Source organism: Duganella sp. OV510 (assembly GCF_900100205.1).
GTDB lineage: Bacteria > Pseudomonadota > Gammaproteobacteria > Burkholderiales > Burkholderiaceae_D > Rugamonas.
In genome coordinates, this window is record NZ_FNEQ01000012.1 from 132,124 (window position 1) to 154,649 (window position 22,526).

18 protein-coding genes are annotated in these 22,526 nt (G+C 61.6%); all 18 read left to right on the forward strand.

Annotated elements, in window-relative coordinates:
• Positions 1–172 precede the first annotated feature (172 nt).
• The 18 genes from BLS51_RS26205 (at position 173) to BLS51_RS26290 (ending at position 22,380) form a co-directional block, all read left to right on the forward strand.
• The gene (locus BLS51_RS26205) at positions 173–1,105 is read left to right on the forward strand and encodes an EpsD family peptidyl-prolyl cis-trans isomerase (protein WP_255369076.1); all 933 of its coding nucleotides are present in this window, start codon (positions 173–175) and stop codon (positions 1,103–1,105) included.
• 34 nt (positions 1,106–1,139) lie between these two features.
• Positions 1,140–1,928, forward strand: a complete 789-nt coding sequence (epsE, locus tag BLS51_RS26210) for a polysaccharide export protein EpsE (protein ID WP_090191346.1) — start codon at positions 1,140–1,142, stop codon at positions 1,926–1,928.
• Positions 1,929–1,997: 69 nt separating this feature from the next.
• Positions 1,998–3,407 (forward strand): chain length determinant protein EpsF, encoded by a 1,410-nt coding sequence (epsF, locus tag BLS51_RS26215; RefSeq protein ID WP_090191349.1) that lies wholly within the window; start codon positions 1,998–2,000, stop codon positions 3,405–3,407.
• A 16-nt stretch (positions 3,408–3,423) separates the two neighbouring features.
• A complete protein-coding gene (epsG, locus tag BLS51_RS26220) occupies positions 3,424–4,299 on the forward strand; it encodes a chain length determinant protein tyrosine kinase EpsG (protein ID WP_090191351.1) in 876 nt (291 codons plus the stop codon).
• Positions 4,300–4,301: 2 nt separating this feature from the next.
• Entirely contained in the window at positions 4,302–5,213 is a 912-nt protein-coding gene (xrtB, locus tag BLS51_RS26225; protein ID WP_217636501.1) for an exosortase B, read from the forward strand.
• On the forward strand, positions 5,210–5,893 hold the full coding sequence (epsI, locus tag BLS51_RS26230) for an exosortase-associated protein EpsI, B-type (RefSeq protein ID WP_090191354.1): 684 nt from the start codon (positions 5,210–5,212) through the stop codon (positions 5,891–5,893). The genes xrtB and epsI overlap by 4 nt, the downstream gene beginning before the upstream one ends.
• Before the next feature lie 85 nt (positions 5,894–5,978).
• Positions 5,979–7,439: a hypothetical protein gene (locus tag BLS51_RS26235; RefSeq protein ID WP_139168791.1), complete on the forward strand. Its 1,461-nt coding sequence runs from the start codon at positions 5,979–5,981 to the stop codon at positions 7,437–7,439.
• 98 nt (positions 7,440–7,537) lie between these two features.
• On the forward strand, positions 7,538–8,950 hold the full coding sequence (locus BLS51_RS26240; RefSeq protein WP_139168792.1) for a hypothetical protein: 1,413 nt from the start codon (positions 7,538–7,540) through the stop codon (positions 8,948–8,950).
• A 177-nt stretch (positions 8,951–9,127) separates the two neighbouring features.
• Positions 9,128–11,488 (forward strand): glycosyltransferase, encoded by a 2,361-nt coding sequence (locus BLS51_RS26245; protein WP_175472697.1) that lies wholly within the window; start codon positions 9,128–9,130, stop codon positions 11,486–11,488.
• A complete protein-coding gene (locus tag BLS51_RS26250; protein ID WP_229207759.1) occupies positions 11,472–12,695 on the forward strand; it encodes a glycosyltransferase family 4 protein in 1,224 nt (407 codons plus the stop codon). Before BLS51_RS26245 ends, BLS51_RS26250 begins: the two co-directional genes overlap by 17 nt.
• Before the next feature lie 54 nt (positions 12,696–12,749).
• Entirely contained in the window at positions 12,750–13,787 is a 1,038-nt protein-coding gene (locus BLS51_RS26255; RefSeq protein ID WP_090191367.1) for a nitroreductase family protein, read from the forward strand.
• 4 nt (positions 13,788–13,791) lie between these two features.
• Entirely contained in the window at positions 13,792–15,309 is a 1,518-nt protein-coding gene (locus BLS51_RS26260) for an oligosaccharide flippase family protein (protein WP_090191369.1), read from the forward strand.
• A gap of 58 nt (positions 15,310–15,367) precedes the next feature.
• Positions 15,368–16,522 (forward strand): DUF1972 domain-containing protein, encoded by a 1,155-nt coding sequence (locus BLS51_RS26265; RefSeq protein ID WP_090191371.1) that lies wholly within the window; start codon positions 15,368–15,370, stop codon positions 16,520–16,522.
• Between the two features lie 3 nt (positions 16,523–16,525).
• Positions 16,526–17,536, forward strand: coding sequence for a UDP-glucose 4-epimerase GalE (gene galE / locus BLS51_RS26270; protein ID WP_090191373.1), 1,011 nt, complete (start codon positions 16,526–16,528; stop codon positions 17,534–17,536).
• Between the two features lie 44 nt (positions 17,537–17,580).
• Positions 17,581–18,735, forward strand: coding sequence for a nucleotidyltransferase family protein (locus BLS51_RS26275; protein ID WP_090191376.1), 1,155 nt, complete (start codon positions 17,581–17,583; stop codon positions 18,733–18,735).
• Positions 18,736–18,804: 69 nt separating this feature from the next.
• A complete protein-coding gene (locus BLS51_RS26280) occupies positions 18,805–19,914 on the forward strand; it encodes a polysaccharide pyruvyl transferase family protein (protein ID WP_175472698.1) in 1,110 nt (369 codons plus the stop codon).
• Positions 19,915–19,916: 2 nt separating this feature from the next.
• Positions 19,917–21,158 carry a hypothetical protein gene (locus tag BLS51_RS26285; RefSeq protein ID WP_090191380.1) on the forward strand — a complete coding sequence of 414 codons (1,242 nt, stop codon included), beginning with the start codon at positions 19,917–19,919 and terminating at the stop codon, positions 21,156–21,158.
• A 4-nt stretch (positions 21,159–21,162) separates the two neighbouring features.
• The gene (locus BLS51_RS26290) at positions 21,163–22,380 is read left to right on the forward strand and encodes a glycosyltransferase family 4 protein (RefSeq protein WP_090191382.1); all 1,218 of its coding nucleotides are present in this window, start codon (positions 21,163–21,165) and stop codon (positions 22,378–22,380) included.
• Positions 22,381–22,526 lie beyond the last annotated feature (146 nt).

A 22,526-nucleotide genomic window follows, 5' to 3' on the forward strand; every position in this document is an offset into this window, starting at 1 on the left:
GTTTAAGTATTGCTTCAGTATTATCGACGCTGACAATATTGACAAGTATGTCGCCCCCTAGCATACTGATTGTTGGTCTGGGTTATTTATCGTTTTATCACTCAATTAGTTGCTATCGAGAGGGGCGGTGCGCCCTCCCGCCAGCCGGTGCCGCTTTTAAAGGAAGTAAATCTTGAACCACTCTATTCAGAAGGCAAAGCGCTGCAGCGCGGCCCGTCGTTTGTTGCCAGTGGCCGTCATGGCTGTGCTGGCGTTGTCTGCCTGCGGCGAGAAGGAAAAGAAGCCTGGCCAGGCGCTGGCTAGCGTGAACGGCGAGGAGATCACCATCTCGCAGTTGAATGAGGAAATGCAACGAGCCAATATTCAAGTGGCGCAGCAGGAACAGGCTAGCAAACAGTTGCTGGCGGCGCTGGTTGATCGGCAGCTGTTACAGTCCGAGGCCAGCAAGGAAAAGATCGACCGTGATCCGAAAGTGATGCAGGCGATCGAACGGGCCAAAGCGTTGATCATTGCTCAGGCCTATCTGCAAAAAAAGGTTGGCAATATCACCAAGCCCAGCTCCGCCGAGGTCGAGCAATACTTCAGCAAGCATCCGGAATTCTTTAGCCAGCGCAAACAGTTTGACATGCGCCAGCTGGTGCTGGCGTCGAAGGATTTGACGCCGGAACTGACTGCTGCGATTGACGCAGCCAAGTCGCTGGAGGATGTTGCCAGCTGGCTGGACAGCCACAAGGTGAAATACGCGCGCGCCCAGTTGTCGCGCACCAGCAGTGATTTGCCGCCGGAGCTGAGCGGCAAACTGAGCAGTATGCCGAAGGGACAGCTGTTCATCGTCAAGGAGGGCGAGCGTAGCATTCTGATGACCCTGGTCGACGTCAAGGAGGCGCCAGTGACGCTGGAGGTGGCAGCGCCGCAAATCGAGCAGGCGCTGATGTCACAGCGCAGCAAGGCGGCCTCCGAGGCGGAGCTGAGCCGACTGCGCGCCGATGCCAAGATCGTCTACTTCAACAAGGTCACGGGCGCAGCTGAACCGGTCAAACCAGCGGACGCAGCGCCTGCCGACGGCAAGACCGCCACCGAGCGCGGCGTTGCCGGCTTGAAGTAAGGCATTTCCACTATTTTAAGAGGTTGAACATATGATGAAACGATTCGTGCTATGGATGTCGATGGCGCTGCTGGGGATGAGCTGGTCGGTCGCGCAGGCGCAGGACTTGACGCTGGGCGCTGGAGATGTCGTCAAGATGTCGGTATTTAATAATCCTGACATGACGGTTGAAACCCGGGTCAGCGATGGCGGCTATATGAGCGTGCCGCTGGTGGGGCAAGTCAAGGTGGCCGACCTGACGGTGGCGGCGGCCGAGAAGAAAATTGCCGGCCAACTGGAGAGCGGCGGGTTCGTGCGCAACCCGCAGGTGAATCTGCTGGTGACGGTGCTGCAAAGTCAGCAGGTGTCGGTGTTGGGCCAGGTGAATCGTCCGGGGCGCTATCCGCTGGACAGCAAGCGCAGCGTGCTGGACACGGTGGCACTGGCCGGCGGTATCGCGGCGGACGGTGGCGACACCATCACGCTGATTAGCAAACGCAATGGTGAAAACCGTCGCGAAGTGATCGACATCATCGACGTTGCCCGTAGTGGCGAGCCGAATCGCGGTTTCTCGCTGGTTGGCGGCGATATCATCTATGTCGAGCGCGCACCGCGCTTTTACATCTACGGTGAGGTGCAGCGTCCTGGCACCTTCCGTCTCGAGCGGGCAATGACCGTGATCCAGGCCTTGTCGGCGGGCGGTGGACTGACCCCGCGCGGCACCGAACGCGGCATCCGCATCAAGCGCCGTGGTACCGATGGCGTGCTGCAAACCATCGATGCCAAACATGACGATCTGGTGAAAGCCGACGACGTCATCTACGTCAAGGAAAGCTTGTTCTAAGCCACAGAGCGGCAGAGCTGCCTGGCAGCGTCCGGCTCCGGTTTTATTTTTACGTATTGAAAGCACACTATGAATCTCTCCCAGTTACTGCTGATACTGCGGGCGCGCCGCAAAGCTGCCTTGCTGACGCTGTTAGCGACGGTGCTACTTACCCTGGTGGTCAGCCTGATCATCCCGCCAACCTATAAGGCCACCGCTTCCCTGGTGATGAACTACAAGGGGATCGATCCGGTTACCGGGCTCGGCATGCCAGGCCAGCTACTGCCTGGCTATATGGCGACCCAGATCGACATCATCACCAGCAAGAACGTGGCCTTGCGCGTGGTCGACTCGCTGAAGCTGGCGAGCAGTCCGGCTGTCATCGAGCAGTTCAATGATGATACCGGCGGCAAGGGCACAGTGCGCGATTGGCTGGCCGACCTGCTGCTGAAAAAGATCAATATCGTGCCATCGCGTGAGAGCAGCGTGGTCGATGTCACCTTCAAGGGCGCCGATCCTGACTTCGTAGCGGCGGTGGCGAATGCCTTTGTTGACGAATATCTGAAGCTGAACGTGCAGTTGAAAGTCGACCCGATGAAACGGGCTACTGCCTATTTCAACGGCCAGATCAAGCAGCAGCGCGACCTACTGGAAGCGACGCAGAGCCGGCTGTCGAAGTATCAGCAGGAACATGGCATTGTCAGTGTCGACAATCGCCTCGACGTGGAACAGAATCGTCTGAATGATTTGTCCGCACAGCTGGTGGCTGCGCAAGGTCAGCTGATGGAAGCGACCTCCCGTCAGCGCATGGCCGTGGGCGGTAGCGCGGACTCGCCGGATGTGGCGGCCAGCCCGCTGATTCAGAACCTCAAGCTGAACCTGGGCAACGCGGAAGCCAAGCTGGCGGAGATTGGCCAGCGCCTGGACCGCAATCACCCGCAATACCAGAGCGCCAAAGCCGAGGTGGAGAAACTGCGCTCGGAGCTGCGTGAGCAGCTGAACAACGCTGCCAGCAGCATCGGCGGCAACGCGCAAATCCTGCGCCAGCGCGAGGCGGCGGTACGCGCTGCGCTGAACGAGCAAAAAACCAAGGTACTGGAACTCAACCGCACCCGCGATGAGATGGGCGTGCTGACCAAGGAACTGGAAAACGCCCAGCGCGCCTATGACGCGACGTCGCAGCGCCTGAGCCAGACCAAGATCGAGGGACAGGCCGACCAGACCGATATCGCAGTGCTGAATCCTGCGGTGCCGCCGATCGAACCAAGCACGCCGAAACTGCTGCTGAACCTGATCCTGTCGGTGTTGATGGGTATTATCCTGGCAGTGGCGGTGGCGGTGTTCAGCGAGCTGACCGACCGTCGCGTACGCTCGGCCGCCGATCTGGTGGCGGTGGCCAAGGTGCCGGTGTTGGGCGTACTGGACTGGAAAGCGCCGAAAAAGCGCCGCTTCAGCCTGAAACGCCGCAGCGCGTTGCAGCAAAAAATGATCGCAAACTGATGATATGGTGCCTCCGATGACCCAAGTTACTCCTTCGCTCTCCATCAAGCCCTCGGCCAGCGCGCCGGACTCCAGCATGGGGCGTATCCTGCTCGACATGGGCAAACTCAAGCCGGAGGACGGTGAGCGCATCCTGCGCCTGCAGAAAGAGCAGGGGCTGCGCTTCGGCGAAGCGGCGCAGCGGCTCGGCCTGGTGACTGCCGCTGACATTGAAATGGTGCTGGCGCGTCAGTTCGATTACCCGTACCTGCAACGCGGCCAAGGCAACTTTGCTGATGAACTGGTGGCGGCTTATGCGCCGTTCAGCCCGCAGGTCGAAATGCTGCGCGCGGTGCGCAGCCAGCTGATGCTGCGCTGGTTCAACGGTGAGCGCAAGGCGCTGGCGGTGCTGGCGGTAAATCCCGGCGAGGGCGCCAGCCTGTTCGCCGCCAACCTGGCAGTGGTGTTCTCCCAGTTGGGCGAGCAAACGCTGCTGGTGGATGCCAACCTGCGCCAGCCGCGCCAGAGCCAGATCTTCAGCCTCGACACCAAGCAAGGCCTGTCCGATATCCTGGTCGGCCGCGCCGATCTGGATGTGATCGCCAAAGTGCCGTCGTTTGTCGACCTGTCGGTGCTGCCGTGCGGCACCCTGCCACCCAACCCGCAGGAACTGCTGAGCCGTAGCACCTTCCTCCAGGTTAACCTCGAAGTCAGCAATCGCTATGATGTGGTGCTGTACGACGTTGCTGCCTTCTCCAGCGGTGCCGATGCGCTGGCGATCGCCGCCCGCCTGGGAGGCGTGCTGCTGGTGGTGCGCCAGAACAGTACTGCGCTGGACGATATCGCGGTGGTGTCCGAGCAGCTGGGCCGGGTGGGCGCCGAAGTGGTTGGCACCGTACTGGTCGACTACTAATCATGAGCAATACCGTTCAGTGGGAGATGGCGCAGGTGTTGGCGCGCCCCCAGTTCTACCGGTTGTGGTGGCCGCTGGCGCTGGGACTGGTGGCCATGTACGGCCCGACGTTTTATGATCTGGGCACTGGACTGTGGAGCACCGAGGGCTACGCCCACGGGCCGATCATCCTGCTGCTGGCGCTGTGGCTGATTGCGCGCCAATGGCCGGCCATGTGGCAGGCCACCGAAGGGCGGCCAGCCATGCCGATGGGCTGGGTGCCGCTGGTGCTGGCGCTGTGCCTGTATGTTTTCGGGCGCGCGCAGGATGTGCTGATGTTTGAAATCGGCTCCTTCATCCTGATCCTGGCGTCGCTGCTGCTGATTTTGCGTGGTCCCAAGGCGCTGGCGCTGCAATGGTTCCCGTTCTTCTTCATGCTGTTCATGATCCCGTTGCCTGGCGCCGTGGTTGGCGCGCTGACCATGCCGATGAAGATGGCGGTGTCGTACGTGACCGAATTGCTGTTGTACTGGGCCGGCTACCCGATTGCCCGCAGCGGCGTGACGTTGCAGATCGGCCAGTACCAGCTGCTGGTGGCGGACGCCTGCGCCGGCTTGCAGACCTTGCTGACGCTGGAGGCGCTGGGGCTGTTTTACCTGAACGTGGTCAAGCACACCTCACCGCTGCGTAACGTGGTGCTGGCCTGCCTGATCATCCCGATCTCGTTCACCGCCAATGTGATCCGTGTGATCGCCTTGACGCTGATTACTTATTATTTCGGCGATGCCGTGGGCCAGGGCTTCCTGCATGGTTTCGCCGGCATGGTGTTGTTTATCAGTGCGCTGTTGCTGATTATCGGCGTTGACTCCTTGCTGCAGTTTGGTGTCAAGCTGCACGTGAACAAGCAACAGACGCTACCAGGAGCAAGCAAATGACGGTATGGCGCAGAAACCTGGTGTTGATGGTGCTGATGGTGCTGGCCTCCGGACTGGCCGCCGCCTGGCGCCCGACCGAGAAACTGGTCACCGGACGGCCGCCGGTCAGCTTGTCGGCACTGGTGCCGGCCAGCTTCGGCGAGTGGCGCGAAGAACCGCAGACGGTGGCGATGGTGGTCGATCCGCAGCAGCAGGCCACGATTGACAAGATCTACCAGCAAACCTTGTCGCGCACCTACATCAACCGCGATGGCGAGCGCATCATGCTGTCGCTGGCCTATGGTGACGACCAGCGCGACTCGATGCAGCTGCACTATCCGGAAGTGTGTTATCCGGCCCAGGGCTTCCAGCTGCGTTCCAACGAACGTGGCGTGCTGGATACCGGCGCCGGCGTGATTCCGGTGCGGCGCCTGATGGCCACGCTTGCTGGCCGCAGCGAACCGGTCACCTACTGGACCCTGATCGGCGAGCACGCGGTGATGGGCGGCACCAGCACCAAGCTGGCGCAGATACGTTACGGCTTGCATGGCAAGATTCCGGACGGTCTGTTGTTCCGCGTGTCGTCGTTCAATGCCGATCCGGCGGCCGGTCATGCCTTGCAGGAGCGCTATGTGCGCAGCATGGTGGCGGCGCTGTCGCCCGAAGCGCGCGTCAAGCTGATTGGCGCTACTTTTCAGTAAAATTGTATAACCGGTGCGGCGCCTGTCGCCGCACCTTTTCGACGCGGAGGTCATCGCGTCCTTGCTGTGTTCCGATGGTATGCCTATGAATGTCTCTCTACGCTCTACTGGTTTGGCTTTTGTCTGGCTAGGATTGGCTTTTTTCATCCTGGCGGCCAGCGCGGCGATCGCCTTGGTTGGTCCGCTGGCTGGCATCGCTGGCGTTGGACTAGGTGGCGCGCTATTGTTCTTCCTGATCCTGCAATTCCGTACGGAGAGCAACCGCAACTGGTTTTTGTGGGTCATCTTTATCCTGCCGTTAGCCGTAGGCTTTGTGCGCAAGGTAACCGGCATTTCGTTGTTTGGCGTGTGGCAGATGGGTGTGCTGGCGCTTGCCATGTTCGGGCTGGCCAAATTCTGGCACGACATCCGCCGCGAGGCCTTGCTGCGCGGCGCCATGGTCGCCTTCGTGGTGTTTCTTGCGATCGGCTCGCTGTCCACCTTCTTCGGCCGCAGCCAGCAATACGCAGCGGCGTACCAGATATTTTCCGATCTGAAGCCTGTTGTCGCGCTGGCGTTGGGCTACGCCTTCGCCTGGAATTCACAGGTCGAAAAACTGCTGTGGTTTATGGTGCGCTGGTTTTGGTTGCCATGCCTGGCCATGGTGGCGTTTGAATGGGTGGCGCCGGGGATATACTTTAAAATCTTCGCATCGGGTCAGGCATTGAATGCCTCGGTTGACCCGCTCGGTCTGCTGCCGTCGCGTGCGGTGGGGATGTTCGAGCACCCCTCCTTCCTGGCCAATACCGGCGCCACATTCGGCTTGCTGGCGCTGGGCCGCTCGCTGATGGCGGATGAAGAGCATCCGCCTTGTTGGCTTGCGGTGTGTATGAACTTTTTGCTGATTGTTTGTGGTGTGCAGCGGCAGGAGATGGTCGGTTTTCTGGTGTCGGGCGCGATGATCTTCGTGCTGGTCAAACCCAAACAGATGTTTGCGCGAGTCGTGATCGGCGGGGCGCTTGGCTTGATTGCATCGGTGATATTTTTATCAGTGTTCCAGGAAAACTTGCAAAAAGAAGCGGGGCAGTGGGGCTATGGAACTGTAGGTGCATTACAACAACCGCGTGCGCAAATCTTTGACGGCGCGTTGGTCACAGCCAAGACGTATTACCCACTGGGTTCTGGTTTTGGAACTTATGGTGGCGCTGGCGCAGAGAAATTTGACCATAGCCTGTATGACCGGCTTGGCTTTAATCGCTACTTCTGGTATGGCAAGCAAAACTACTTAATGGATACTTACTGGCCGAACTCGTTGGCGGAAACTGGCTTCTTCGGCGCGTTCACTTTATTACTCTCCTATGTTCTGCTATGGCTTTATGCTATAAAAAGAAGTGTGAAGGAATTGGCCCCCAAGGCACGCGCTTACTGGTTATCAACAATGGCAATGATGGCTTATATGATCATGTTGTCGTTTAGTTCGCCGGCGTTCCAAGATATCCGACTCTTCAGCCTATCGGCGATGCTGTTTGGCATTGCTTCAACAGTTTCCAAGGAAAAACAGTCATGAATGCAAATCATCAGCTTAGGAGTGCCGTCTTCACCCTGCTCGGCTTACCGCTGGTGGCTATTGCCGCTGATCAGTGTACAGCGCCGTCCACGAAGCAGTTGGCGTTAGACATCAATACTGCGGTGGTCACGCGCGCGGGGATTCCTAAGGAATTGTTCGGCTTTAACGTGCCATGGAGTGACTTTCAATCGTCTTATGTGAACCAGGAAGGCGTGGTGCGTGAAGATCTGTATCCTTTGCTGGCGCCTTTTGCCGGTGCGGTTTATCGCTACCCTGGCGGTAATCCCACCAATAACTTTGAGTGGAAAAAAACCGTTGGCGCGACGGCTGCCCGCACTACCATGGTGTCGGATTTTAATAATAAGACCGTGCCCAGCTTCGGCCTGGATGAGTTTGGTGGTTTCGTAAAACGCCTGAATAGTCGAGCCATCCTGACGCTGAATATTTATGGCAAAGTGGCGACGCCATCGACCGCTGATGCGGCCAGCGCGGATGCGGTGGGCATGCTTAATTATGTGCGTACCACCTCGCCGTTCAAGTGCGTGACAGGCGCCAGCTGCGGCGTGATGGCAGTGGAACTTGGCAATGAACTCGATCTGGCGCCAATTAACTGGTCCGCCAGCACCTATGTCACGCGCGCTGGCGCTGTGATCAGCGCAGTCAACAAAACTGCCAATCTGAGCGGGATTGAATGGGTTGTTTCAGGGCGCACCGCACCATGGAGCGGTACCGACTATAACGATTTCAACGACACGCTGGCGACCGGACTGTCCAAGGTGGCGCGTGGTATTGCCATTCATCCGTACTATGATGGCATCGACATTCCTTACGCCATGAAGTTTGTCAATGCGTTCGGCAAGACCTGGACCACCGCGCGTTCGGACGGCAAGGTGTATGTGACCGAGCATGCGCGTTGGCCGACCGTGCCCAAAGTGGGGGAGTGGCGCGACAACTGGTATATGGCCACCAGCCTGGGCGGCGCGATTTCGTCGGTCGACTTCTTGCTGGCGCTGATGGGCAACAACCAGGTCGCCAGCAGCAACTGGCACGCGCTGGGTAATGCGGGACCATGGAATTTGATACGCGTCAGCAAGCTGGACAACAAGCTGTATCCCAGCCCGGTTTACTGGGGCTTGCGCACAGCGCGCGAGGCGTATCTCGACAATCTGGTCCAGGTCAAATACACGGTGCCCAAGTCCACCAGCGGTTATTCTGGCGGCTATGACGTGAAACTGGTCGGCATGAGCGCCACCGGCGGCAATAGCGCCAGTGTGATCGGTGTCAATCGTGGCACCGAGCCGTATCTGGTCACGATCAACTGGAGCGCCGGCAAACGTAATGCCGGCACCGCTACGCTGCGCACCACCACGGCAGCGTCGGCCGCCACCGACAATACCGACAACGCACCGAATGCCGTGACCATGGCGTCCAGCCAGAAGCAGCTGGCGTCGCGTACGAGCTCGTCCTGGTGTGTACCAGCGCAATCGGTGTTCTCGATCGTCGAACCATAATAAGGTAGGGCGCACGACGCCAGAAGGCTGCGGCCGATGTCGGGGACTGGTGGCTGGTCCCCGCAGCCGTTGGCGTGATCATCATCATGCTGGCATCGTGCGGTTTGTAATCCACGCTTTTTTGACTCATTCATGCAGCCACTCCAGGCCATACGAAAAATCCGCGTTGTGGCTGAAATGCGTTATCGGGTCGCGGCGATCCGGCGTCTGGCCGCGCGCCGCAGTCCGCCGCCCGTTGGCCGGCCTGCACATCTGATCCTGCTGCCGTCCGATCCACAACAAGTGCTGGGGTCGCGTGGCGATCAGGCCATGCTGTTATCGGTGATTGCCGAATTCCGCCGGCTGCACCCGGCCGCAAAAATCTCGCTCATCACCGCGCCCGACGCCGCCGCACTGAGCGGCAGCATACCCGGCGTGGAGGCCTTGCCGATCTGGGGCCGGCGTCGCCTGCGCGGCATCGGCCTGGCGGGTCTGCGCGGCGCCAGCCACATGGCGGTGATCGGCGCCGACATCATGGATGGCTATTACTGGCCGGTGACCGTGCTGCGGATTGCCATGCTGTGCGAATCGGCGCGCCTGCAAGGGTTGCAGGTAGGCGTGCTGGGCTTCAGCTTCAATGCCGCGCCGCATCCGGCCTGCGTGGCCGCGCTGGCCGCGCTGCATGCGGACATCGGCTTGTATGGCCGCGATCCGCTGTCGGTGCAACGCTTTGCCGAGCATTGTGGCCGCGCCATTCCGCTGGTGGCCGACGTGGCGTTCTGCCTGACGCCGCGCAGCACGGCGGCGGTGACGGAGGTTGCCGCCTGGAGCGCCGCCCGGCGCGCCGAAGGGCGGGTGGTGGTCGGCTTCAATCTGCATCGGATGCTGCTGGATGTGCCGGGCGCCTGCGACGAAGCCACGGCGGTGGCGGTGGCGGCGCAGGGACTGGCGCGCTTGATACGCGAGCGTCACGCCGCAGTGCTGCTGATGCCGCACGACTTCCGTGATGGCCCGAATGACTACAGCATGCTGGCGCATTGCCTGGCGCTGCTGCCGTCGGCGCTGCTGGCGCAGGTGTTGCTGCCCGCCACTGAATTCATGGCCGATGAACTGAAGGCGCTGGTGGCCCATTGCGACGTGGTGCTGACCGGCCGCATGCACCTGGCGATCGCCGCGCTGGGGAGTGGCGTGCCGATCGCCGCCGCGTCCTACCAGGACAAGTTCGAAGGCTGCCTGGCGCACTTTGGCTTGCCGGCCTCGGTGATCCTGCAACCGCGCCAGCTGGGTGACGCCGACGCGGTGTGGTACTGGCTGCGCGACGCGGTCGATACGCGCGCCGCCATGGCGGCGCAGATCGCTGTGCGCCTGCCGCAAGTGCTGCAACTGTCGCAAGGCAATATCCGGTGGATGGGCAAGTTGCCAGCGCCCGCCACCGCCACCGGCAGCGTGGCGATCCTGTGCTTTACCGGGGATTCGGGCCTGACCGACTACAGCGTATCGCTGGCGCGGGCCTTGCTGCCGTACGCGCAGCCGGAGCTGATCACGGCTGCCAGCCTGACCCCGCGCTTCGCCACGCTGGGCTTCAAGGTCCGGCTGGCGTTCCGCCGCTCGCGCCACTATCTGCTGGATATGCCGCCGCTGGTGCTGCGGCTGCTGCGCGAGCGTCCCGACTGCGTGTTGCAGCAAGGACCGCTCAAGCTGCCGTTGCTGGAAGCAGCGCTGGCCATGCTGCTGCGCCTGGCCGGCATCCGCACGGTGCTGGTGGTACATGATGTGTTGCCGCACTACCCGCGTGTGTGGAGCCGCTGGGAGTACCGCTGGTTTTATCGCGGCTTTGAACGGCTGGTGGTGCATTCGCTGGCCGCGCGCGATGCGGTCGCTGCGCTCGGCGTGCAGCGGCCGATGCTGGTGGTGCCGCACGGCGTCTACGACCTGTTTCGCCTGAGCGGGATCAGCAGGCCGCAGGCGCGCGCCGGGTTGCCCGGCTTGGCGGCGGACGATTTTGTGGTGCTGTTTTTCGGCCATCTGGAACCGCGCAAAGGGCTGGCGGAATTCCTGGCGGTGGCGCGTGATATGCGCGATGTCGCCGGCGTCAAGTTCGTGGTGGCCGGCAATGGCGAGATGCGGCAGCACGGCGCCGCCTGCGCAGCGCTGATGGCGCAGGCACAGCGCTGGCCGAATGTGCTGCTGGACCAGCGGCGGATTCCCTTCGAAGAAGTCGAGCGCTATTTCGCCGCCAGCGACGTGGTGGCGCTGCCTTACCGCGAGGGCACCACCAGCGGCGTGTTGAAACTGGCGATTGCCTTTGGGGTGCCGGTGCTGGCCAGCCGCGTAGGCGATTTTCCGGAACAGGTGCCAGCCGGCGCCGGCGTGCTGTTCGACGCTGGCGAGGGACTGGCGGAAAGGCTGCGCAGCGCGCTGGACAGCGTGCGCGCCGATCCCGCGCCTTACCGTGCGGCGATGCAGCATGCCGCCCTTGCTTGCGACTGGGACAGCATTGCCCGCGCTTACGCTCACTTCATTTTTGATCGGGAACCCGCGCGTGCCGCGATTGCTTAGCATTAATAACTACCATTACCGTCGTGGCGGCTCAGATGTGGTGTATCTGGAGCATGCGGCGCTGATGCAGGAGCAGGGCTGGGACAATGCCTTCTTTTCCATGCATCATCCGCAGAACATGGCGACCCCATGGTCGGAATACTTTGTCGGCGAGATCGAGTATGGACACGCCTATACGCTGACGCAAAAGCTGGCGATGGCATCCAAGGTGGTGTACTCGCGCGAAGCGCAGCGCCAGCTGACACGGCTGCTGGACGGCTACCGCGCCGATGTCGCGCATTTGCACTGTATCTATCACCATTTGTCGCCGTCGATCCTGAGCACGCTGGAGCAGGCCGGGGTGCCGATGGTGATGACCGCGCATGATCTGAAGATCGCCTGCCCGGCCTACAAGATGTACAACCAGCAGGGCGTCTGCGAACGCTGCAAGGGAGGCAAGCTGAGCAATGTACTGACGCATCGCTGCGTGCGCGGCTCGCTGGCGGCCAGCGCCATCGTGATGGTTGAAAGCAGCGTGCACCGCTGGCTGAACAGCTATCAGGGCAAGCTTAGCAAGGTGGTGGTGCCAAGCCGCTTTTTCATGGAGAAGTTTGTCGAATGGGGCTGGCCGCGCGAGCGGTTTGCCTACATTCCCAATTATGTCGACGCCAGCCGTTTCACGCCGGACTACCGGCCGGGCGATTATTTCCTGTATTTCGGCCGGCTGGTCGCGGAAAAAGGCGTTGCCACGCTGATGCGGGCGGCAGTGGCTGCCGGCGTCCCGCTGAAGCTGGTCGGTACCGGTCCGCTGGATGCGGAGCTGCGCGCGCTGGCGGCGCAGCTGGGCGGCGACATCAGCTTCCTCGGCTACCGCGCGGGCGCGGCGCTGCACGACCTGGTGCGCGGCGCGCGCGCGGTGGTATTGCCGTCGGAATGGTATGAAAACGCGCCGATGACCGTGCTGGAAAGCTTTGCACTGGGCAAGCCGGTGATTGGCGCCGCCATAGGCGGCATTCCCGAGCTGGTGACCGATGACGCCACCGGCTGGACCTTTGCCAGTGGCGATGTCGCGCAGCTGGCGGCCCAGCTGGCGCGGGTGGCCAGCTTGCCGGCCGCGCAGCTGGAGCAGATCGGCAAGACTGCACGGGCGCTGGTCTGCCGCGACTTCAGCCGCGCCGCGTATTTGCAGGCCATGCTGGCGTTGTACGCCGATCTCGGCGTGCGCTGAAGCGTCCGGCCGCATGCGATACTGCGGCTTTCAATCAACTAGACAGGGGAATCTATGCGTGGGCTGATCGCCGCTCTTCGTCGTTTGCTGAAGGCCTGCCCGCGTTGTCACGCGCGCTATACCCGCGCCAAGTATTTTGTGCTCAGCCTGGCGCGTCTGCGCTACGGCGCCACCGACCTGCGACAGGTCTGGCGCCACATGTACTGGCAGCGCGAACCGCAGATGGCGGCCGGCCCGCTGCAGGCCAAGCTGCTGTTCTACTATCACAAGATCGAAAAAGGCTTGTGCATGCCGGGCCCGCGCCGCCTGTTCGGGCTGGAAGTGCTACCGCAAGTGATGCGCCTGCTGGAAGCCTGGGAGCAGGGCGGGCACGAGCGCGACGACCCGATCTATCTCGGCGCCCTCAGCAGCCTCAGCGCTTATCGGGCGCGGCTGCTGGAGCACGGGCTGGACCGCGAGCAGCGCATCCTGCCGCAGATCGACGCCTTCCTGCGCACGCGGCCCGCCGCAGCCAGCGCGCCGAGCACGCCGGTGGTCACGCTGGCGGCGCCGCCGGCGGTCAGTTATGCGCAGCTGCTGGCGCTCAGCGAGGCGCGCCGCAGCTACCGCGACTTTGCGCCGACGCCGGTGCCGGAGCAGTTGTTGCAGCAGGCGGTACAGCTGGCGCAACTGAGCCCGTCAGCCTGCAACCGCCAGCCGTGCCGCCTGTATGCGATCAGCGACGCGCAACGCAAGCAACAGTTGCTCAGCCATCAGAACGGCAACCTTGGCTTCGGCCACCTGGCGCCGGTGGTGCTGGTGATCACCGCCGACATGCGTTATTTCTTCGATGCGAGCGAACGCCATCAGCCTTATATCGACGGCGGCCTGTTTTCCATGTCGCTGCTGTATGCGCTGCAAGTGCAAGGGCTGGTCAGCTGCTGCCTGAACTGGTGCGTGACGCCTGCCACCGACCATGCCGCCCATCAATTGCTGGGCTTGCCCGATGCGGAACGCATCGTCATGCTGATGGTGGCTGGCTACCCGCCGCCAGCCAGCCTGGTGCCGCGCTCGCACCGCAAGCGGCTATCGCACGTGCTGGTCGCGCGCTGAGCCGATGGCCCATCACTACAGTCTGTCGGCGCTGAAGCAGTCGCTGCTGCACTTCCTGGTCGGCAAGCTGCTCAATGGCCTGATCGGTCTGCTGACCATCATGCTGCTGGTGCGCACGGTGGGGCCGGCCGAGTATGGCGTCTACATCGCTTTTGCCGCCTTGCAGGTATCGCTGCTGGCGGCGTCGGCGCTGGGCATCGAAACCGCGGCCGAACGTTTTCTGCCGGAATTCCGTAGCCAGCATGACGACCGCGAATTGTCGGGCCTGGTGCTGCTGGCGCTCGGCGCGCGCGCCGCCACGCTGTTGCTGCTGGTCGTGGCGGGATGGCTGGTGGCGCCGTGGCTGACGGCGGCGCTGGGCCTGGCGGACTATGTTTATCTGTTCCGCCTGTGGCTGCTGGCGATTTTTTGCAACGGCATGCTGGCGCTGTCGGTGGCCTTGCTGGAGGCGATGTTGCACCAGCGTCAGGCGGCACGCTGCACCACGGTCTACAGCGGCTTGCGCTTGCTGCTGCTGCTGTCCAGCATGCAGGCCGGCACGCTTGATCTGGCTGCGCTGGTGTACGTGGAAATCGCTGCAGCTGGCGTGGCCGCCATCACCGCCTGCACCTTGCTGCTGCGACGCTTCTCCGGCCCCGGCTGGCGTAGCGGCTGGGAAATTGCCTTGAGACATAGGCAGCGCATGGGCCGCTTTGCCGTGTTCAACTACAGCGCCCAGCTGGTGTTCCAACTGTTCAATGCGCAAGCGATGAAATTGCTGGTGACGCGACTGCTGGGGCTGATACAGGCGGGGCGTTATGGCTTTGTGTACAACCTCAGCGATACCGTGCAACGCTATTTGCCGGCGCAGTTGCTGCTGCGCCTGATTAAACCGGTATTTGTCAGCCGCTATCTGCGCACCCGGGACTTCAGCCTGCTGAATGACATGGCGCGCCTGATCCTCAAGCTCAATTTGTTATTGTTGACGCCAGGCATCGCTTTAGCGGCGGTGTATGGCGACGCCGTACTGGGCTGGCTGTCGGACGGCCGCTACGGCGACGCCGGCTGGGTGCTGGTCGGCGTGCTGGGATTGCTGGTCAGCAGCAGCCACCAGCAGGTGTTGTCCTTGCTTGCCGGCACGCTGGAACGCAATGCCATGCAACTGTGCGCCGGCCTGGCGTCGTCGCTGGCGCTGCCCTGTGCATGGTTCTTGCTACCATTATTTGGCATTTATGGTGCAATCGTCTCGTCGGCAATCGGTGGTTTAATTTATAATCTAATTGCAATTATTTACTTGCGTCGGGCCGGCTACGACTACCGGCCGGACGGACGCGGCGCGCTGATTTTCATGCTCGCCGGCGCGGCGCTGTGCGCCGTGGCGGGGCTGATGCGACTGAGCTGGCCAGGTATGACGGGGGGGGCAATGGCTTTGTTGCTGGGGGCGCCGGTTTATTTACTGATCGTGCGGGGAATGGGCGCGTTTAGCGATGCCGAACGCGCCATGCTCAATGCCGTGCTGCCGAGGAAAGTATTCGTCTTTTGACGGCGCTGCGGTAGTGTCGACTACAACATATATTGAGTAAATTGATCAGGAGTAATAAATGAAGATAAAAGCAATCCGTATCCTGGGTACGCGCGGGATACCGGCCAATCACGGCGGATTTGAAACGTTTGCGGAGCAACTGGCGCTGTATCTGGTGGCGCGGGGCTGGCGGGTGACGGTGTATTGCCAGCAGGATGAGGCGGGTGAGGTGCATGAAGACGAGTGGATGGGCGTGCACCGGGTGCATATTCCGGTCACGCAAGGCGGCGCGCTGGGCACTGTGGTGTTCGACTGGAAATCGACGCTGCACGCGGGCCGCTCGCCTGGCCTGATCCTGACGTTGGGCTATAACACGGCGGTGTTCGGCCTGTGGTATCGCATCAAGGGCCTGACCAATTTCTTCAATATGGATGGCATCGAGTGGCGCCGGCAGAAATGGGGCACGGTGGCCAAGGTGTGGTTCTACCTGAATGAATGGGCTGGCGCGTGGCTGGGCAACCACCTGATCGCCGATCACCCGGAAATCAAGAACCACTTGAGCTCACGCGTCCAGCGCAGCAAGATCACCACCATTGCCTACGGCGGCAAGCTGGTGGAGCAGGCCGACGTCGGCAAGCTGGCGCACTATGGACTGGAACCGAACGGCTATGCGATCCTGATTGCCCGCGCGGAACCGGAAAATTCGATTCTGGAAGTGGTGCGCGCATGGGCGCGCAAGCCGCGCGGCCTGAAACTGGTGGTGCTTGGCAAGTACGATCCCAACCACGCCTACCAGGCATCGGTGACGGCGGCCGGCTCGGACGAGGTGCTGTTTGTGGGTGCGGTCTACGACGCGCCAACGGTGGAAGCGCTGCGCTTCTACGCGCGCCTGTACATCCATGGTCACCAGGTTGGCGGCACCAACCCGTCGCTGGTGGAAGCACTGGGCGCGGGCAATGCCGTGCTGGCGCACGACAACGGCTTTAACCGCTGGGTGTGCGGTCCCGATGCGCGCTTCTTCGACGGCGAGCAGGGCTGCGCCCAGGTGCTCGACACGCTGCTCAGCGATGAGACGCAACTGCAACGCATGCGCAGCGCCAGTGCCCAGCGTCACCGCGAAGCATTCACCTGGGACGCCATTCTGGCGGATTACCTGGCGTTGCTGGCGCCGCACGCCGACCTGATGCTGGCCGAGGCGCCAGCACCAGCGGGCGCCGCGCGGATCAAGGACTAAGGGATGGCGGGGCTGCACATCCTGGTCACTGGCGGCACCGGGTTTATCGGTTCGCACACGGCGGTGGAATTGCTGAATGCCGGCCACACCGTGGTGCTGGTGGATAACCTCAGCAACAGCAAGGCCGAGGTCTTGCCGCGGCTGCAGCGCATCAGCGCCAGGGCGCCACTGTTCGAATGCCTGGACCTGCGTGACCGCGCCGGCCTGAGCGCGCTGTTTGCGCGCCATCGTTTCGACGCGGTGGTGCACTTTGCCGGCCTGAAGTCGGTGGCCGATTCGGTGGCGCAGCCGCTGCATTATTACGACAACAATGTCGGCGGCAGCATGGTGTTGCTGGAAGTGATGGCGGCGGCGGGCGTGAAGACGCTGGTGTTCAGTTCCTCGGCCACCGTGTATGGCGAACGGGTGCGCTCGCCGATCCTCGAAGATTTTCCGCTGCTGCCGGCCAATCCTTATGGGCGCAGCAAATGGATGATCGAGGAAATGTTGCGCGACCAGGTGGGGGCCGCGTCGGGCTGGCGGGTGGCGATACTGCGCTATTTCAATCCGGTGGGCGCGCATGAAAGCGGACTCATAGGGGAAGACCCGCGCGGCGTGCCGCAGAACCTGTTGCCGTATATTGGCCAGGTGGCGGCTGGCCAGCGTGCCCGTCTGCCGGTGTACGGCGCCGATTACGAGACGCCGGACGGCACCGGCATGCGCGACTACATCCACGTGGTCGACCTGGCGCGGGGCCACCTCAAGGCGCTGGAGCAACTGTCGGCCGCACCGGGTTTGCGCACCTACAACCTCGGTGCGGGACGCGCTCACAGCGTACTGGAAATGGTGCGTGCCTTCGAGCAGGCCAGCGGTCGCGCCGTGCCGTATGAAATCCTGCCGCGGCGCGCAGGCGATATCGCCGCCTATTATGCCGACGCCAGCCTGGCGCAGCGCGAGCTGGGGTGGCGCGCCACGCGCAGCGTGGCGCAGATGTGCGCCGATGTCTGGCGCTGGCAGATGCAGGCGGCAGCGTAACGCAAGCACAAATTTATGTTGGTAAACTCTCTGGAGCATACACGATGAAAGCAATGATCTTGGCGGCTGGCAAAGGTACGCGGGTACGACCTCTGACCTATGATTTACCCAAACCGATGATCCCCATCCTGGGCAAGCCGGTGATGGCGTATCTGATTGAGCATCTGGCCAAATACGGGGTCAAGGAAATCATGGTCAATGTCAGCTACCTGCACGAGAAAATCGAGAATTTTTTCGGCGAGGGCCACCAGTACGATGTGCAGATCGGTTATTCCTTCGAAGGCTACACGCTGGATAACGGCGACGTGGTGCCGCAGCCGCTGGGTTCGGCCGGCGGCATGAAGAAGATCCAGCAGTTCGGCGGCTTCTTCGACGAAACCACCATCGTCCTGTGCGGCGATGCGCTGATCGATCTCGATATCAAGTCGGCGCTGTTCGAGCACAAGCGCAAGGGGGCGCTGGCGTCGGTGGTCACCAAGGAAGTGCCATGGGACAAGGTATCCAGCTACGGCGTGGTGGTGACGGAAAAGGACGGCCGCATCAAGTCCTTCCAGGAAAAGCCGAGCCAGCAAGAGGCGCTGTCGAATTTCGCCAGCACCGGTATCTACATCTTTGAACCGGAAGTGATCGACCTGATTCCGACCGACCGTCCGTTTGACATCGGCTCCGAACTGTTCCCGCTGCTGGCCGAGAAAGGCCTGCCGTTCTACGCCCAGACCCGTGCCTTCAACTGGATCGATATCGGCAGCGTAACGGACTACTGGGAAGTCTGCCAGAGCGTGCTGATGGGCGAGGTCGCCCACCTGGACATGCCCGGCTTCCAGATCAACGATGGCCTGTGGGTCGGCCTCAACACCTGCATCGACTGGGAGGGCACGCGGATCGAGGGCCCGGTCTACATCGGTTCCGGCACGCGCATCGAGTCGGGTGTCACGATTGTCGGTCCGACCTGGATCGGCCATGGCAGCCACATCTGCAGCGGCGCGGAAATTGTGCGCAGCGTGCTGTTCGAGTACACCCGCATCCTGCCCGACATCGCGCTGAAGGAAATGATCGTCTTCAAGGATTACAGCGTCAACCGCGCCGGCGAAATGCAGCACGTCTCGGACTGGAAGCCGAATACCTGGGGCAATGCGCGTGACCGCCGTACCAAGCGCCGGACCGAAGAAGACGCCGGCCTCAGCCTGGCAGCAAAATAAGCGCCGTGCGCCGGCGGCCGGAGCACGCTCCGTCGCTGGCGCGGGATAATAATTTCACTAGGGATGCGCATGCGTGAAGTAAAAAACATTCTCGTGATTAATGAGAGCTTGTCGCACAACATCGGCGACAGGGCAATCGCCGGCGGGCTGACTGCCGCGATCAACGCGGTATCGGGCGGCCAGGCCAAGGTCCATAAATTCTGGTTGCAAAAAGGCATAGCAGTGGACGATGCGGCGCTGGCGGTGCCGGCAGCAGGTGCCGGCAAGTCCGACAGCATGAGCATGCAGGCCAGTTATCTGTACCACACTGCGTGGACCGGGCGCTATCTGTTACGGCTGCTGCGCGCGCTGGGCCGCATCAAACAGATGGACCTGGCGGTGTTCGGCGGTGGTAGCCTGATCATGGACAACCGCTTGCAATTTCCAACCGCCATGTATTTGCTGGGCCTGGTTCTGAACCGCTACAAGATCCCGTATGCGGTGTCCGGTGTCAGCCTGTCCGGCGAGATAAGCGGGCCAGCGGCGTGGTTGTTCAGGCGCTTCCTGGCCGGCGCCTGCCATGTCGACATGCGCGACCCGATTTCACGGGAAAAGGCGCAAGCCCAGTTTGGCGTCCACGTCGCGCCGGGCTCCGACTACGCGTTCTGCCTGCCGGCCTTGCCGGCGCCCTCGCCGGCGCCCGAGTACGACTTGCTGCTGAACGTGACCTCGGCGGTCAGCGAGCGCGCGGCCTACCGCGATTTTCTGCAGCGCATGCTGAGCGCATTTCAGGATAAAAAAATCCTGCTTGCCACCACTGGCGATGTTGGCGATGAACTGTTGACCGCCGAGCTGTACGCAGAGTACCAGCGCGACGGCCTGCAGGTGTGCTACGCCAAGAGCTACGCTGAATACTGCTCGGCGGTGGCGCGCGCGCGCCAGGTCGTCGCCAGCCGCTTGCATTCCGGTATTCTGGCGGTAGCGATGGCTACGCCGACCAGCATCGTGAATGTCGGCTACAAGCAAAAAGGCTTTTTCAAGGGGATCGGCCTGGAGCGCTGCGTGGTGGATTACACCGCGCCGGTCAGTGCACTGAGCGAGGCCTGGGTGCCGATCAGCGCCAATGAGCGGGCCGCCATCGCGGAAACACAGCAGGCGATTTGCCTGAAGAATATTGGAAAACTTGTCGGGCGCGTTTGATCATGTCGAAATCTGAAGGGGGGCAACATCGCCGCGCCACGCTTATCACGTTGGCTTGCTCGGCATTAGGCCTGCTGTCATCATTTTTTGCCTCGGTGTATTTCAGTACCAGCGTTTTCGGCTGGTACACGGTGATGAGCAGCCAGGTGGCGTTTTGGACAGCGGTGGCGTCGCTGGGGTTTCTCGGCTATTTCCTGGGCCATATCGACGCCTACCGGCAGCAGGAGAAAAATCTCTTCTTCCTGCCCGTCGTGGCAGCGTTGGTGGTGGGCTTGCTGTATGCGGTGTTTTCCCCTGCGCTGTGGGTGACGCTGGCGTTTGCCTTGTTCCTGCTGGTGTCGGTGATCGCCAACGCGTTTGTGGTGCAGTCGCAAATCAGCAAGAGCCCGTTGCGGGTGGCTTTTTTCCAGGGCGTGCCGACACTGCTGAAAAGTCTGGTGGTGGCCGGCTTCCTGGCTGTCACGCTGGCCAAAGCGTGGTGGCCGGCGGCACCGGAGGACCAGCTGTTCGCCATCGTCTTCAGCCTGCTGTCGCTGGTGACGCTGCTGTTGCTGCTGTCCGCCAGCCAGCGCACCTTCAAGGGCGTGGCGCGTCCGCCGCTGGCGCTGGGCTTTGCGCGCGACAAGAATTTTTATGCGTCGTGGAGCGGGGTGGTGATGGCGTTTTCGTTTGCCACCGCGATCCCCAGCCTGGTGGCGCGCAAGACCAACGTCGAGACGGCTGCCTACTTCGGTATCTATATGCTGTTCTGGTCGGTAAGCTCGACCTTGTCGATTTCGCTGGTCACCAACCGCTATGGCTATCAGCTGGCGCATGCGTTCAACCAGCGGCAGCCGGCCGAGATTGTGCGCATCCTGCTTGAGTCGCTGAAAAAGACCGCGCTGATCATGCTGGTGGTGGGGGGCGGCGTGGTGTTTGTGGCGCTGTTCCTGGCCAGCCACATCTGGCCGAAATTTGCCGACATCTCGACCTTCCTGAGCGTGGCGGCAATTTTGCTGCTGCTGAAATGCCTGCAGTCGTGGACCGGCATGCTGCTGGCGCTGCCCCGCTATGTGATGGTGCGCACCAGCGTCCAGCTGGGCTGCATCGTGCTGTTCATCGCCGTGCTGTACCTGTTGCAGGCGCCGTCGGTGCTGACGATTTTACTGGCGCTGATTGCGGCAGAGCTGTTGCTGACGGTGGTGTTTATGCTGTACACCCTGTCGAGCATGAAGAAGATTAAACGCAGCGAGCTTACCGGATAAGATTATGAAATTAATTGTAGCAGGGCAAAATTTTTGGATACAGGGCGGCGCCGATCGTGTCCTGATGGATCACATCGCGATTCTGGAAGAACGTGGCCACGTGTGTGCTCCCTTTGCTGCCCAGCATGCAAAAAACCTGCCGACCAAGTGGAGCAGGTTCTTCCCTGAAGGCGCCAATATCAAGTCGCCCAAACCAGCCGATGTGGTGGCATTCGTGTATTCGCTGCGCAGCAAGAAGGCGATCGCTGCCTTGCTGGACGAACTCAAGCCCGACGTTGTGCATTGCCATATCTATTACGGCAGCCTGACCTCGTCGATCATCAGCGAGGTCAAGCGGCGCAAGATTCCGCTGATTCAAACGCTGCACGAATACAAGATTGTCTGCCCGGTCTACACCAATGTGCTGCACGGCGAGAGCTGCAACCGGTGTAGCGGCTTCAAGTTTTACAACGCCGTGCTCAACCGCTGCAATCGCGGGTCGCTGGCCCGTTCGGCGGTGTCGATGCTGGAATCCTATGTTTCGTATGCGAATGGCGCGGTGAGTGCGTTCGACAAATTTGTCACCGTCAGCGACTTCCTGCGCAACAAGGTGATCAGCATGGGCGTGCCGGCTGACAAGGTGGTGACAGTGTACAACCCGATCGATACCGAGCAGTTGCAGCCGTCCCCGCAGCACGACGGCTATTTCCTGTACTATGGCCGCATCGAGATCGACAAGGGGGTGATGGTCCTGCTGGAAGCCATGCGCGCGCTGCCGCATTTGCGGCTGCACATGGTGGGGACCGGCGCCGCGCTGCCGCAGGTGCAGCAGTACATTGCCGAACATGGCATGACGCATGTGTCCTGCCTCGGCTATTTGACCGGCGAGGCGCTGGCGGCGCAAATCAAGCACACTTTTTGCACCGTCGTGCCATCGATCTGGGAGGAGACGTTCGGCTTGACCGCAGCGGAGTCGATGGCCTATGGCAAACCGGTGATCGCCGCGCGCATCGGCGGCTTGCCGGAAGTGGTTGAGCATCAGGTCAGCGGCTTGCTGGTGGAGCCGAAATCGGTCGAGAGCCTGCGGCAAGCGATCAGCTATCTGCACGAGCACCCGCACGTGGCGGCCGACATGGCGCTGGCGGCGCGCGCCAAAATCGTCAATACCTTCAGCCGCGATATTTATTATCAAAATATGCTGAATGTCTACCGGGAGTTTGTCCCGGACGCCATCGCCAGCTGATTGCACTCGGGCAATTGCTTGAAGTGGAAAGAATATTGTAAAATTGCTCACTTGGGGTGTGGCCGTTTGGTCGCCATGGTGTGTTACCGAATGTTTCTCTATGCGGGGCGACCGGCTTTAGCGACTATAGTGTCACCGCACCGGCG

Excerpts from the sequence above, each read along its gene's own strand:
- BLS51_RS26275 (WP_090191376.1), top strand. The coding sequence starts at position 17,581 with ATGAAAGCAATGATCTTGGCGGCTGGCAAAGGTACGCGGGTACGACCT.
- BLS51_RS26255 (WP_090191367.1), top strand. The coding sequence starts at position 12,750 with ATGCGTGGGCTGATCGCCGCTCTTCGTCGTTTGCTGAAGGCCTGCCCG.
- epsG (WP_090191351.1), top strand. The coding sequence starts at position 3,424 with ATGACCCAAGTTACTCCTTCGCTCTCCATCAAGCCCTCGGCCAGCGCG.
- epsF (WP_090191349.1), top strand. The coding sequence starts at position 1,998 with ATGAATCTCTCCCAGTTACTGCTGATACTGCGGGCGCGCCGCAAAGCT.
- BLS51_RS26235 (WP_139168791.1), top strand. The coding sequence starts at position 5,979 with ATGAATGTCTCTCTACGCTCTACTGGTTTGGCTTTTGTCTGGCTAGGA.
- BLS51_RS26260 (WP_090191369.1), top strand. The coding sequence starts at position 13,792 with ATGGCCCATCACTACAGTCTGTCGGCGCTGAAGCAGTCGCTGCTGCAC.
- xrtB (WP_217636501.1), top strand. The coding sequence starts at position 4,302 with ATGAGCAATACCGTTCAGTGGGAGATGGCGCAGGTGTTGGCGCGCCCC.
- BLS51_RS26290 (WP_090191382.1), top strand. The coding sequence starts at position 21,163 with ATGAAATTAATTGTAGCAGGGCAAAATTTTTGGATACAGGGCGGCGCC.
- BLS51_RS26285 (WP_090191380.1), top strand. The coding sequence starts at position 19,917 with ATGTCGAAATCTGAAGGGGGGCAACATCGCCGCGCCACGCTTATCACG.
- BLS51_RS26245 (WP_175472697.1), top strand. The coding sequence starts at position 9,128 with ATGCGTTATCGGGTCGCGGCGATCCGGCGTCTGGCCGCGCGCCGCAGT.
- BLS51_RS26280 (WP_175472698.1), top strand. The coding sequence starts at position 18,805 with ATGCGTGAAGTAAAAAACATTCTCGTGATTAATGAGAGCTTGTCGCAC.
- epsE (WP_090191346.1), top strand. The coding sequence starts at position 1,140 with ATGAAACGATTCGTGCTATGGATGTCGATGGCGCTGCTGGGGATGAGC.
- epsI (WP_090191354.1), top strand. The coding sequence starts at position 5,210 with ATGACGGTATGGCGCAGAAACCTGGTGTTGATGGTGCTGATGGTGCTG.
- BLS51_RS26265 (WP_090191371.1), top strand. The coding sequence starts at position 15,368 with ATGAAGATAAAAGCAATCCGTATCCTGGGTACGCGCGGGATACCGGCC.
- galE (WP_090191373.1), top strand. The coding sequence starts at position 16,526 with ATGGCGGGGCTGCACATCCTGGTCACTGGCGGCACCGGGTTTATCGGT.